Source organism: Xanthomonas cassavae CFBP 4642 (assembly GCF_000454545.1).
In the GTDB taxonomy this organism is placed as follows: Bacteria; Pseudomonadota; Gammaproteobacteria; order Xanthomonadales; family Xanthomonadaceae; genus Xanthomonas; species Xanthomonas cassavae.
In genome coordinates this window covers 870,978-883,679 of the sequence record NZ_CM002139.1, presented here as the reverse complement: position 1 = coordinate 883,679, position 12,702 = coordinate 870,978, and the positions used below count along the sequence as shown (strand labels likewise).

Below are 12,702 nucleotides of genomic sequence, written 5' to 3'. Positions count from 1 at the left end.
CCCCAATCTCGGCACTTACATGAAAATTCTCGTCATCGGCTCCGGCGGCCGCGAACACGCCCTGGCCTGGAAGATCGCCCAATCCGCACGCGTCAGCGAGGTGCTGGTGGCGCCGGGCAATGCCGGCACCGCCCGCGAGGCCAAGTGCCGCAACGTCGCGATCAAGGTGGATGACCTGGATGGCCTGCTGGCGCTGGCGCAGCGCGAGGCCGTCGCGCTCACCGTGGTCGGGCCGGAAGTGCCGCTGGTGCTGGGCGTGGTCGACCGCTTCCACGCGCTGGGCCTGCGCATCTTCGGGCCCACCGCCAAGGCCGCGCGGCTGGAAGGCAGCAAGGCCTTTGCCAAGGACTTTCTCGCCCGCCACAGCATTCCCACCGCGTATTACGCCGTGCACACCGAGGTGGACGCGGCACTGGCCTACGTGCGCGACAAAGGCGCGCCCATCGTGGTCAAGGCCGATGGTCTGGCCGCCGGCAAGGGCGTGATCGTGGCGATGACCTTGGCCGAAGCCGAAGACGCGGTACGCGACATGCTCTCGGGCAATGCGTTCGGCGACGCCGGTGCACGCGTGGTGATTGAGGAATTCCTCGATGGTGAAGAAGCCAGCTTCATTTCCATGATCGATGGCAGACACGCCTTGCCGATGGCCACCAGCCAGGACCACAAGCGCGTCGGCGATGGCGACACCGGTCCCAACACCGGTGGCATGGGTGCCTACTCACCGGCGCCGGTGGTGACGCCGCAGGTGCATGCGCGGGTGATGCGCGAAGTGGTCGAGCCCACCGTGCAGGGCATGATCGCCGACGGCGTGCCGTTCACCGGGTTTCTCTATGCCGGGTTGATGATCGATGCGCACGGCGCACCCAAGGTGATCGAATTCAACGTGCGCTTCGGCGACCCGGAGACCCAGCCGGTGATGCTGCGCCTGCAGTCGGACCTGGTGGATCTGGTCGAAGCGGCCATCGACGGCACGCTCGACCGCACGCAAGCGCAGTGGGATCCGCGTCCGTCGCTGGGCGTGGTGATCGCGGCCAGGCCGTATCCGGAGACGCCGGTCACCGGCGAGGTCATCCATGGCCTGGACGCGGTGCCCGCCAGCGCCAAGGTCTTCCACGCCGGCACCGTCTTGAATGGCGACGGCCAGGTGGTCAGCGCCGGGGGCCGCGTGCTGTGCGTGGCCGCGCTCGGCGACAGCGTGCAGGATGCGCAGCGCACCGCCTATGCCGGCCTGCAACCGATCCATTGGCCCAACGCCTTTCAGCGCAGCGACATCGGCTGGCGTGCGATTGCGCGCGAGCGCGACGCGCAGGGCTGAGCCGCGTCCTTCCCCCGCCGGCGGGGGAAGGTGCCCGAAGGGCGGATGGGGGCAAGCACGGACATCCGCTGGTTGTCGGCCGAATAGAGCAACAGCTCGCTGGTGGTCGTCGAGAAGGCAGTGTTCAACAGGTTGCAAGGTCACCAAGCGCGGTAAGCGGCCGTGCAGCGGGGCTGCGGCGCAATCGCGCACGCCGCTCCAGTCCGCACCCATGCCGGCTACTGACAAAGGACTAGCCCCTGTCCACACCGGCAGCGTGCGCGTGCGGCAATAATGCCGGTCACGCCTGCCCTTGCCGAGACCGTGGCCACCACTTCCTTCGAATCCCGCCTCAGCCGCTTGTGGGCCCATGAAAAGGCCAGCTACGGCCTGCGTGTGTTCATCGCACTGGCGGTGGCCCTGGGCGTGTGCTGGCACCGGCAGGAACTGACCGCGGTGCCGGCGCTGTTCCTGGGCATCATCGCCAGCGCCATCGCCGAGACCGACGACAACTGGCTGGGCCGCATCAAGTCGGTGCTGCTGTCGTTGCTGTGTTTTGCCGCTGCCGCAACGGCCGTGACGCTGCTGTTCGCCTACCCGCTGCCATTCGTGACCGGCATGGCGCTGGCCACCTTCTCGCTGACCCTGCTCGGCGCGCTGGGCGAGCGCTATGCCTCGATCGCGCAGGCCACGGTGGCCTTGTCGATCTACGCCATGATCGGCATGGATCAACATGGCAGCCACGATCCGCGCATCGCCTGGCAGGGCGCAGCGTTGTTGATGATCGGGGCCGGCTGGTACGGCGTGCTGTCGATCCTGTGGACCATCCTGTTGGCCAACCGCCCGGTGCGCGAGCGGCTGTCGCGGCTGTTCTTCGAGCTGGGCCTGTATCTCAGGCGCAAGGCCGATCTGTTCGAACCGGTGCGGCAAAGCGACCTGCATGCGCGCCGGCTCGCACTGGCCGAGCAGAACGCCCGCGTGGTGGCCGCGCTCAACGCTGCCAAGACCGCCATCATCAGCCGCTTCGGCCGTTCCGGCCGGCCGGGCGTGCAGTCGGGCCTGTATTTCCGGCTGTATTACATGGCGCAGGAATTCCACGAGCGCGCCAGTTCCTCGCATTATCCGTACGAGGCGCTGACCGACGCGTTCTTCCATAGCGATGTGCTGTACCGCTGCCAGCGCCTGCTCGCGCTGCAGGGCAAGGCCTGCGCGGCGCTGGGCGAAGCGATCCGCCTGCGCCAGCCATTCGACTACGGCGACAACAGCCGCCTGGCCACCGAAGACCTGCGCCAGTCGCTGGAATACCTGCACGCGCGCGCCGATCCGGCGCTGACGCGCCTGCTGGGCGCACTGGAGCTGCTGGTGACCAACCTGCAGACCATCGAACGACGCCTGTCCGAAGCGGCGCAGTCCGATTCCACCAGCAACCAGATCGATACCCGCCTGCGCGATTCTTCGCCGCACACCCTGCGCGAAATGGCCGCGCGCCTGGGCCAGCAACTCACCCCGGGCTCGGTGCTGTTCCGCCACGGCCTGCGCATGGCCATCGCATTGGTGGTGGGCTATGCGGTGATGCAGTCCATCCATGCCGACAACGGTTACTGGATCCTGCTCACCACCGCATTTGTCTGTCGTCCCAACTACGGCGCCACCCGCCTGCGGCTGGTGCAGCGCATTGCCGGCACCCTGGTCGGCCTGGTCGCCACCTGGGCACTGATGCAGCTGTTCCCCAGCACGCAGGTGCAGCTGCTGCTCGCATTGGTGGCCACGCTGGTGTTCTTCATCGCGCGTACCGACCGCTACATGCTGGCCACCGCCGGCATCACGGTGATGGCGTTGTTCTGCTTCAACCTGCTCGGCAATGGGTTCGTGCTGATCTGGCCACGCCTGATCGACACGCTGATCGGTTGCGTAATCGCCGCGGCCGCCTCGTTCCTGATCCTGCCGGACTGGCAGGGGCGCCGCCTCAACCAGGTGATGGCCACGGTACTGGCCAGCTGCGCGCGCTATCTGGCCCAGGTGCTGGAGCAATACGCCAGCGGCATGCGCGACGACCTGCCCTACCGCATCGCGCGCCGCGACATGCACAACGCCGATGCCGCGTTGTCGGTGGCCTTGTCCAACATGCTGCGCGAGCCGGGCCGCTACCGGCGCAACCTGGAAGCAGGGTTCCGCTTCCTGGCGCTGTCCAACACCTTGCTTGGCTATCTCTCCGCGCTGGGCGCGCACCGCGCCGCGCTGGAGGGCGAACACGATACCGCCATCGCCCGGGCCGGCGACTATCTGCAGCGCGCGCTCGGCTCGCTTGCTACCGCATTGGGCCAGCGCCAACCGCTGCCGCTGCACGACGAAAGCGAAGACCTGGCCATGGCCGAAGCGCTCGAACTGCACGCAGTGCAGCTGCCGCCCAAGCAGCGCCTGGTGCGCGACCAACTGGCGCTGACCCTGCGCCTGCTGCCCAAGCTGCGCGCTGCAGCGCTGGCGGTCACCGAGGCACCGGCCGACAACGCCGCTCCCAAGGCGTTGCAGCGCGCGTAGCCCGCGGCCCGAATGCCGCCAGCGCCAGCAGCACGCCAACGATCAGCATCGCCATCGACTGCGGCGCGAACGCCCGCAGCCCCCACGACAGCAGCAGCATCACCAGCCCGCCCCAACTGACGCGGTCGCCGTGGCCGTGATCGGACCAGTGGCCGGAGCGGTTGGCGGCCAGCGCACCGGCCGCACCGATCAGGCCGAACAAGCCGATCACCACCGTGCCATAGCCGTACGCCGGCCCGGACAGCAGGAACGCCAGCGTGGTCCAGAACAAGCTGAAGCCGGCAAAGATCAGCCCACCCAGCACCGAGCGCGAACGCAGCACCGCATCGTCGCGCAGTAGCGTCAGCACCGAGCCCACCAGATGCGAGTAGGACCGTCGCGCATTGTCCGGGTGCCGCGGCAAGCCGCGCCACAGCAGTCAGGCGGTGATGGGCAAATCGATTTCCGGCGGTCTCAGACCAGATAATCCGGAATTATCCAGCCTTGGGGTACGGCTCTGCCCCCCCGCCGCACATGGTGTTATGCATCACCCGATACGTCATGTGCTACGAAACCAATTGGCTGCATTCGCGTGAGTCCCTGCGACCATCAAGCCGCGGTGGCCGCTGCGTGGCTTCGTTTTCTCGGCAAAATGCTCGTAATTGCAGGGCACCGCGCACGTAAGCAGCCGAAGGATATGGAGCAGTTCAAAACTGACTACATTGCACCCATCAAGCGAGCGAATGCCTCCCACACTTTAATTTTTCCAATCCAAGTATTCCGCCCCGGCGGTCAAGCAACTTCCTACGCATACCGTCACGCGGCGATCAGACACTCGACCACAGGTGAACAGATATGGGACTTTGCGCTTCCAAATCCTCCACATTGAATGCAAGCACCTCATCTGGCACGCATTCCTCATATGACAGCGAAGGGTCGTCGCGAGCAACCACTGCGCCCGTCGTTGAAAGCAACTCGCTACCGCAATCGCCCCAGCTGTCCGCGCTGAGGGTCGCCTTGGGTACGCGCCCCGAGAGGTTGCGCACAGGCGGAGATGCGCCTCTGGAGCAACATCAGATTCAACAGGCCGCTTACCATATGGGGGCGTATGTCGTAGGTGACGAGGTCACGAGTCCGACAAGACTCGCGACAGCCGGGCAGACCGTTCACGACGTCCGCCTGCTGCTCAAGCATGGCCGGGGAAATGTGAAGGCGGACGACATTCCCTCGCACAGCCACAACGGGATCGGATCGTCGGTCGCAAGGATGGCACCCCACGAAACCGTTAACGTTGCAACGGCTGTAGTGATGGGAGCGGCGCTCTGCGATCAGTCCGCTCCCCTCAGCGCTATCGTCCACGCTCCACACATGGCTACCGACGAGTTGAGTGAGACCGTTGTCGCTTACGTGCCAATGAAGCAGGTAACCAACGAAGGTCATGAGATCCCGGTCCAAGCAGGGCACACTTGGAACGAACTACGGCGAGGAGGTCGCGACCCTAGTTCGACCGTGGTCATGGATGCCTGGGCCAACGGTCCAGCTGTTCGGTTGAAAGACAGCGCATGGAGCGGAGCGACTCTTCAGAAAAATCCTTGGTCAATGGACAAAGGCGGCGCCGAGTCCCTGAAAGAAAGCCTTGAGCAATGGATTCCGTTGCTGCATCCGGACAGGAGCCAGTCCACTGCCGCGAATCTGAGTGAGAAACAAAAGGAACCCACATCGTGGATAAAATATGAAGAACCACAAGTTATCTCACCCGAATTCGCTAGCCGAGTACGCGAGGTCTTGTCCCGTTGGCCTGAAGAGCAACGACGGAAAATCGCATCACAGATGATTCAGGAAACTTACGGAATGGATACCGATGCTTCCACGCACCAGTCCGCAGTGGAATCAGTTCTGGCAGCAGCTGCCCAGCTGGACGCACTGCCCCGGCCTCCTGTAGTGCCGCCGGAGCACTGAACTATCGAGAGGACCCCGTCTTCCCGCCGCTGGATCACGGGGCGCCGGTATCGATGACGATACCGGCGCCCCGCCAGAGCAGACGAGCAACGGCCCTGTAAGAGGGTTTGGCGGGATTCATGCGGTTCGGTAGAGACCTCCTGACTGCATAAACAGTCCGACAATCAGCCCGGGCCGCTCCAGCCGGTCGCCCGGCGGTACCAGCAACAGCAGCCCCGCCGCATAGGCCAGCTGAGCAGCAGTCACCACTTACCCGGCACTGCGCACCTGGGTCCCGAACGCCTGCGCCAACGTCTCCAGCAACGGCTGCGCGCAATAGTTGCTCGCCGCCGCCAGCCCGGTAGCCGCCGTCATCTGCAGCACCAGCCGGCGCGGCAATGGTGGATGCGCAGCGGATTGGACGGTGATGACAGGAGTCCGGTTAGGAGAGACCCGCAGTGCGGGCGGTGATGCGGCATGTTCCAAGCGCGCCTAGCACCATCCACCAACCCGCCGTGGAAGCCTGCTAGGCTGCGCGCGTTCGCAAAGGAAACTGCATGTCCGGTCACAGTCAGTTCGCCCTGCTCAGGCAGCGCCGCTTCTTGCCGTTCTTCGCCGTCCAGGCGTTGGGCGCGTTCAACGACAACGTCTATCGGCAGGCCATCATCGGCCTGCTGTTCTATCTGGGCATCGACGCGGCGCAGCGCACGCTGTATACGAACCTGGCGCCGGCACTGTTCATCCTGCCGTACTTCCTGTTCTCCGCGCTGGCCGGGCAGATCGCCGAGAAACTGGAAAAACAGAAGCTCATCGTGATCACCACCACGATGGAGATCGCCATCATGTCGCTGGCCGCGGTGGGCTTCATCACCGAGAACATGGTGATCCTGCTGATTGCGCTGTTCTGCACCGGGCTGCAGTCCACGCTGTTCGGGCCGGTGAAGTATTCGATCCTGCCCTCGGTGCTCAAGCCGGAGGAACTCACCGGCGGTAACGGCCTGGTCGAGATGGGCACCTCGATCTCGATCCTGTGCGGCATGATCTTCGGCGGGCTGATCTTCCAGATCGCCGGCAGCCATGGTCCGGAGGCGGCGGCCACTGCGGTGATCGTCATCGCCGTCACCGGCAACCTGGTGGCGCGCCTGGTCCCCAAGGTCGATGCCGGCGCGCCGGACTTGCAGATCAACTGGAACCCCATCCCCGAATCGCGCGCCATCATGCGCCTGACCCGGCGCACGCCGGCAGTGCGCAACGCGGTGCTGGGCGTGTCATGGTTCTGGTTCGTCGGCACCGTGCTCACCGCGCAGTTGCCCAGCTATGCGCAGCTCAATCTCGGCGGCCAGCAGGAGCTGTACGTGTTCGCGCTGGCGCTGTTTTCGATCGGCACCGGCGTGGGCTCGTTGCTGTGCGAACGGCTGTCCGGGCGTACCGTGGAGATCGGCCTGGTGCCACTGGGCGCATTCGGCATCAGCGCCTTCCTGCTGGACCTGTACTTCGCCCGTCCCGGCGCGGCGCCGGTGAGCGATCTGTCGATCGGACACTTCGTGCGGCAGGCCGGCAGCGTGCGGTTGATCGTCGATCTGGTCGGCATCGGCCTGTTCACTGGCCTGTTCGTGGTGCCGTTGTTCGCGCTGATCCAGAGCCGCACGCCCAAGGCCGAACTCTCGCGCGTGATCGCCGGGCTCAACATCCAGAACTCGTTGTTCATCGTGGCCGCGGCGGTGATCGGCATCGCGCTGCAGCTGCCGCAGGTGGTGCTGTTCGGGCACCGCATTCCGATGCCGGGCCTGAGCATCCCGCAGGTGTTCCTGGCGCTGGCGATCGCCAACACGCTGGTGGCGGTGTGGATCTTCACCCTGGTGCCCGAGTTCCTGATGCGCTTTCTCAGCTGGGTGCTGGTGAGCGTGCTGTACCGGCTGCGCGCGCGCGACATCGACACCCACATGCCCGACGAAGGCGCCGCGCTGCTGGTCTGCAACCACGTCAGCTACATGGACGCGTTGATCCTGTCGGCGGTGATCCCGCGCCCGGTGCGCTTTATCATGTACTACAAGATCTTCCGCATCCCGGTGATGCGGTGGATCTTCCGAACCGCCAAGGCCATCCCGATCGCCGGCGCACGCGAAGACCCGGCGTTGATGCAACAGGCCTTCGACCGCATCGATGCGGCGCTGGCCGATGGCGAGCTGGTGTGCATCTTCCCCGAAGGTGCGTTGACCAAGGATGGCGAGATTGCCGCGTTCAAATTCGGTGTCGAAAAGATCCTGCAGCGGCGCAACGTGCAGGTGATTCCGATGGCGCTACGGGGCATGTGGTCGAGCATGTGGAGCCGGCGCGACACACGCCTGGGCCGCATGCGAGTGCCGCGCCGGATGCGCGCGCGGATCGAGGTGGCCGCCGGCCCGGCCAGCGCCGGCGACCAGGCCAGCGCCGCGCTGCTCGAACAACAGGTGCGCACGCTGCGCCAGGACCATCCCTGAGCCGCCAGATGCGGTCTTTGCGTCCATCGCACACCCCGAGTAGCCTGTGCGCCACTGCACGCTTTACCGCCGCGTTCGCCAAGCGGGCGCGGCAGGTCGTACCGGGGACGTCGTTGTGCTCAACATCATCGCGCCTGAGGCGTCTGCCGTGATCGGCGTGCGTCACTCCTTCCAGCGGCTGGCTGTCATGCCGGCAGCGGCAGGCATGCCAATGCGCGCGCTTGCTGCGCGGCTGCGGAACGCCAGGTCGATGGCGCGCGCAAACGTTCGGCCCGGTGCTGCGCGACCGGCGTCCGCGAATGCCTACAGCTCAATCGCAGCGCACGCTCACCGCACTTCCGCGTCAGGCCCCTGCGGCCATCGCCAGCATGCGCCGTGCACGTCGCCGCTGCGTCCGGCACCCGATGACTCACCCCACTCACCCATCAGTTCGCTGTTGTTTACCACCCAAGGAGCTTTACCATGAATGCCATCCCGCCGCCGATCCACCCCTCGTCCAGCGCCGCGCCCGGCCCGGTGCCGAACCACCTGATCTGGGCGATCGTCTCCACCGTGCTCGGCTTTTGCCTGTGCTGCCCGGCCCTGATCACCGGCATCGTGGCGATCGTGTTCTCCAGCAAGGTCAACGGCCTGCTCAACATGGGCGATATCGACGGCGCGCGCCGCGCCTCCAATACCGCCAAGACCTGGTGCATCGTGACCAGCGTGCTGGCCGTGATCGGCCTGCTGATCAACATCGGCATGGTCGCCACCGGCGGAATGCAGGGCTACATGGACTACATGCAGCAGTTGCAGCACATGCAGTAATGGAACTGCGTCCACGCCACTGGCTTGGACTCGGGGCGGCCACCAGCGTGGCCGCCTTTGGCGTGTCGCTGCTGTACCGCTTCGATCCGAATGCAAGCAACAGCCCGTTCCCGCCCTGCGTTTTCCGCGCCGTTACCGGCTGCTATTGCCCCGGCTGCGGCATGACCCGCGCACTCTACGCGCTGGTGCATTTTGACCTGCCCGGCGCCTTCGCGATGAATCCGGCAGCGGTACTCGGCCTGTTCACCCTGCCCGGCCTGATCGCCTGGAAAGCCTGCTGGCGCGCGCGCTGGTTCGCACCGGTGGTGGCCGTCATGTCCGAGCCGAAGTTCTGGTTATGGGCGTTGCCGACGTATTGGGTTGCCAGGAATTTGCCTTGGTACCCGTTTACCTTGCTGGCACCGGGTTAGCAGGTCGCGAACAGCCGCGCGATCGAAATCAGGCTGCGCGCCTACCGCACCCACCCCGCAATCACCAGCAACGCCAGCACCATCATCCACAGCAGCAGCACGCGCCAGACCAGGCTCATTGCATCGCGCACTTCCGGCAGCCGGCGCCACACCGGCACCAGCCCCGAATCGGTGTAGTCGTGCGCCTCCTCGCGCAGCTCGGCGCTGACGCTGGCACGCGCCACCGCACCCAGGAAATGCGGCTCCAGCGTCCAGCGGTTACCGTGCGCCTGCCGCCAGGCCCGGAACACGGTGTCGAAATTGCCCACCAGCGCCATCGACACCGTGATCAACTGCGCCACCGGCCATTCCAGCGCGGCCAGCAGCCAGTGCGCGCCGGCCAGGTTACGTGGTGGCAGCAGCACCGCCAGCGGGCTTTCCACCGTCAGGGCGATCAGCCGATACAGCACCGCGCCGAACGGCCCCAGCAGCAGGAACCACCACAGCACGGCGAACCAGCGGCGCAGGCCGTTGACCACCACCGCCTCCACCAGCGACGGCGCATCGGCATGCACGCTGCCGCCGGCCGCCTGCAGGTGCGAAATCGCCTCGCGTCGCGCGCCAGGCGCATCGGCGTCGATCACCGCTTCGACATCGCGATCCAGATCGCGCGGGCCCCAGGTCCAGGCCAGCACCGCCACGCCGAACAGCAGCGACAAGAAGCCGTGCCACATATCGTCCAGCGCCCATTGCAGCAGCGCGACCACGACCAACACCGGCAATAGCGCCAGCAACACGCCATAGCAGCCTTGCCACGCACCGCGACCGGCGGCGTAGCTGTCCAGCCGGCGCAGCCAGTGGCCCAACCATTCGAAACGCCGCAGCCGCGCCACCTGCGCCGGCACCAGATGGCCCAACGTGAGTGCGACGACGACAGCAACCAGGGCGGTGAACATGGGTGTCCCTCCTCAACCGAGTCTAGCCGAGCAGACGCAACCGGGCTGCAACGGCGCCTTTGCGCCGTTTGCAGGCGCAGCAGCGCACTGCACAGCGACCGCTACCAGGAGCGGGCCGCAAGGGGCGACGACCAGGCACTCAGCCATAGGTGCGATACCAGTGCTCGATCAGCGCGCGTGCGATCGAGATAGCCGGCGGCAAGCCGATGCCATCGTCTCCTCCCTGCCCGGCCAGCGCTGCACCGACCTCGGCATGGCTGACCCAGCGCGCGTCTTCCAGCTCGCCGGTCACCTGCGGCACCTCGCTGGCAGCCGCCTGCGCACTGAAGCCCAGCATCAACGCGCCGGGAAATGGCCACGGCTGCGCGCCCAGATAGCGGCAGTGCTGGATCCGCACGCGGGTCTCCTCGTGCACTTCGCGCGCAACGGTCTGCTCCAGCGATTCGCCTGGCTCGACGAAGCCGGCAATCACCGAATAGCGCCGTGGCGCCCAGCTGGCCTGGCGGCCCAGCAGCAGCCGGTGCCCATCACTGACCGCAACGATGATGGCCGGATCCACGCGCGGGTAGAACTCGGTCTGGCATTGCGTGCAATGCGCGATGAAGCCGGCACGGCGGAACACGATCGCCCCGCCGCAGACGCCGCAAAACCGCGTGCGCGCCTGCCAATGCAACATCGCCCGCGCATACGACACTGCAGTGGCAATGTCTGCCGGCCATTCGGCCGCTGCCTGGCGCAGGTCCACCCGTTGCGGCGCCTTCAGATCGAGCGGGTCGGCCGACAGGCAGAACCAGCCCTGGCCATCGCGCACCCCCAGAAAGATCGCCGCCTCCGGCCCGTCGGCAAGCGCGGCGCCCTGCAGCAACAGCGGCTGCCCCTGCGCATCGGCCAGGGCGGTACCCTTGGCATCGATCAACAGCACATGGCCCTGCGTCCACAGCTGCGCCAGGGCAGCCGCATCGTCACGCAGCGCATCGCCGCGATCCAGTGGCGCGTGGGTGAAGGCAAAACCGGACAACGCAAGAGTGGATTCTGACATCGGCGCAAGCCTGCCGATAATCGGCGACACCCGCAACCATGCCGCGCACGGTCGTCGCACACTCCAGGCTGCACGTTCAGACGCCGACGCGATGGCTGCGAGCGATCAGTGCAATGCAAACGGTTGCGGACATCGCGGCCTACCGCGCACTGGTACAGCAGCGCGCACCCAGCCAACGCAAGCGTCCATCAGCGCAGCGCAGGCGGCGGCTGGCAGCGCGGCCCTGCCGTAGCGCGCTTGTGCAGCGGCACCCAGTCGGCCACCGCAAGACCGCATCGGCCAGCAGGCTTGCCGAGTGAACTCAGCCACTGGATCGATCGCCACCGTGAACACCTGCTACATGCGTCCACGCCAGCACGCATGCCTCACACGCTGAAGCTGCTCCCGCACCCGCAAGTGGTCTTGGCATTGGGGTTGCGGATTACGAACTGCGCACCGGTCAGCCTTTCGGTGTAGTCCACCTCGGCGCCCATCAGGTACTGCAGGCTCAGCGGGTCGACCAGCAGCGTCACTCCGTCGGTGGCCACGGCCAGATCGTCTTCGGCGCGGTTCTCGTCGAACTCGAACCCGTACTGGAAGCCGGAACACCCGCCGCCCTGGATGTACACGCGCAACGCCAGGTCGGCGTTGCCTTCTTCCTGGATCAGCTCGCGCACCTTGGCGGCGGCGGCGGCGGAGAAGTTCAACGGCCGATCGATGGACTGGTAGTCCGGCGCCGGGGCGGCAGTGGGAAGCGAAACGAGCGTACTCATTCCGCCAGCATGGGGGCCGGGCGGCTTTACTTCAAGCCGAATGTACCGGCCACACGGTCGCGCGTCAGCCGCCGCGGGGCTCAGGCGTCGGCAGTTTCAGGCTGCGCGGCCTTGGCCGGCTCGGCGCGATGGCCTTCCGGGGCCGGCAGCGCCGCGGTGGCGCCTGCGGCGGCGGCATGGATCAGGCGTCCGGTGAGCTGCGCGCCGGCGCTCATCTCCACCAGCTGGTAATGCACATTACCCTGCACGCGCGCATTGGCGGCCAGTTCGACCCGCTCGGCGGCATGCACGTCGCCGGTCAACTGGCCGTTGATGATCACCACCGGCGCGCGCACTTCGCCCTCGATGCTGCCCTGCTCGGCCACCGTCAAGGTGGCGCTGGCGCCGTCTTCGGCAATCACCTTGCCCAGGATGCGGCCTTCCACATACAGCCCGCCGCTGAACATCAGGTCGCCGCGGATCACCACCTGCGGCCCGATCAAGGTATCGACCACGGTCTGCGCACCGCGGTTGGACTTGTTTCCGAACAT

10 protein-coding genes and 2 pseudogenes are annotated in these 12,702 nt (G+C 66.3%); 6 read left to right on the top strand and 6 right to left on the bottom strand.

Going from position 1 to position 12,702, the window contains the following annotated elements; translation table 11 throughout:
• The first annotated feature begins 19 nt into the window (after positions 1–19).
• Positions 20–1,315, top strand: a complete 1,296-nt coding sequence (gene purD / locus XCSCFBP4642_RS0103910) for a phosphoribosylamine--glycine ligase (RefSeq protein WP_029218630.1) — start codon at positions 20–22, stop codon at positions 1,313–1,315.
• Positions 1,316–1,618: 303 nt separating this feature from the next.
• On the top strand, positions 1,619–3,832 hold the full coding sequence (gene yccS / locus XCSCFBP4642_RS0103905) for a YccS family putative transporter (protein WP_029218629.1): 2,214 nt from the start codon (positions 1,619–1,621) through the stop codon (positions 3,830–3,832).
• Between the two features lie 25 nt (positions 3,833–3,857).
• On the opposite strand, the pseudogene XCSCFBP4642_RS24025 reads toward yccS, so the two are convergent.
• A pseudogene (locus XCSCFBP4642_RS24025) lies at positions 3,858–4,250 on the bottom strand (MFS transporter); the annotation flags it as partial.
• Between the two features lie 929 nt (positions 4,251–5,179).
• On the opposite strand from XCSCFBP4642_RS24025, the gene XCSCFBP4642_RS28215 reads away from it, so the two are divergent.
• On the top strand, positions 5,180–5,770 hold the full coding sequence (locus XCSCFBP4642_RS28215; protein ID WP_160170353.1) for a hypothetical protein: 591 nt from the start codon (positions 5,180–5,182) through the stop codon (positions 5,768–5,770).
• 141 nt (positions 5,771–5,911) lie between these two features.
• On the opposite strand, the pseudogene XCSCFBP4642_RS26430 reads toward XCSCFBP4642_RS28215, so the two are convergent.
• Positions 5,912–6,124: pseudogene (locus XCSCFBP4642_RS26430) on the bottom strand (MFS transporter); the annotation flags it as partial.
• 182 nt (positions 6,125–6,306) lie between these two features.
• Here XCSCFBP4642_RS26430 and XCSCFBP4642_RS0103885 point away from each other — a divergent pair.
• The 3 genes from XCSCFBP4642_RS0103885 (at position 6,307) to XCSCFBP4642_RS0103875 (ending at position 9,446) form a co-directional block, all read left to right on the top strand.
• A complete protein-coding gene (locus tag XCSCFBP4642_RS0103885; protein WP_029218626.1) occupies positions 6,307–8,229 on the top strand; it encodes an MFS transporter in 1,923 nt (640 codons plus the stop codon).
• A 462-nt stretch (positions 8,230–8,691) separates the two neighbouring features.
• Positions 8,692–9,036 (top strand): CD225/dispanin family protein, encoded by a 345-nt coding sequence (locus XCSCFBP4642_RS0103880; protein ID WP_029218625.1) that lies wholly within the window; start codon positions 8,692–8,694, stop codon positions 9,034–9,036.
• Positions 9,036–9,446 carry a DUF2752 domain-containing protein gene (locus XCSCFBP4642_RS0103875; RefSeq protein WP_029218624.1) on the top strand — a complete coding sequence of 137 codons (411 nt, stop codon included), beginning with the start codon at positions 9,036–9,038 and terminating at the stop codon, positions 9,444–9,446. The genes XCSCFBP4642_RS0103880 and XCSCFBP4642_RS0103875 overlap by 1 nt, the downstream gene beginning before the upstream one ends.
• Before the next feature lie 41 nt (positions 9,447–9,487).
• On the opposite strand, the gene XCSCFBP4642_RS0103870 is transcribed toward XCSCFBP4642_RS0103875, so the two are convergent.
• From XCSCFBP4642_RS0103870 to XCSCFBP4642_RS0103855, 4 genes are all read right to left on the bottom strand, one after another.
• Positions 9,488–10,381 carry a cobalamin biosynthesis protein gene (locus tag XCSCFBP4642_RS0103870; RefSeq protein ID WP_029218623.1) on the bottom strand — a complete coding sequence of 298 codons (894 nt, stop codon included), beginning with the start codon at positions 10,379–10,381 and terminating at the stop codon, positions 9,488–9,490.
• A 139-nt stretch (positions 10,382–10,520) separates the two neighbouring features.
• On the bottom strand, positions 10,521–11,420 hold the full coding sequence (gene nudC, locus XCSCFBP4642_RS0103865; RefSeq protein ID WP_029218622.1) for an NAD(+) diphosphatase: 900 nt from the start codon (positions 11,418–11,420) through the stop codon (positions 10,521–10,523).
• A gap of 365 nt (positions 11,421–11,785) precedes the next feature.
• Entirely contained in the window at positions 11,786–12,172 is a 387-nt protein-coding gene (erpA, locus tag XCSCFBP4642_RS0103860) for an iron-sulfur cluster insertion protein ErpA (RefSeq protein ID WP_029218621.1), read from the bottom strand.
• An 80-nt stretch (positions 12,173–12,252) separates the two neighbouring features.
• Positions 12,253–12,702 (bottom strand): bactofilin family protein, encoded by a 450-nt coding sequence (locus tag XCSCFBP4642_RS0103855; RefSeq protein WP_029218620.1) that lies wholly within the window; start codon positions 12,700–12,702, stop codon positions 12,253–12,255.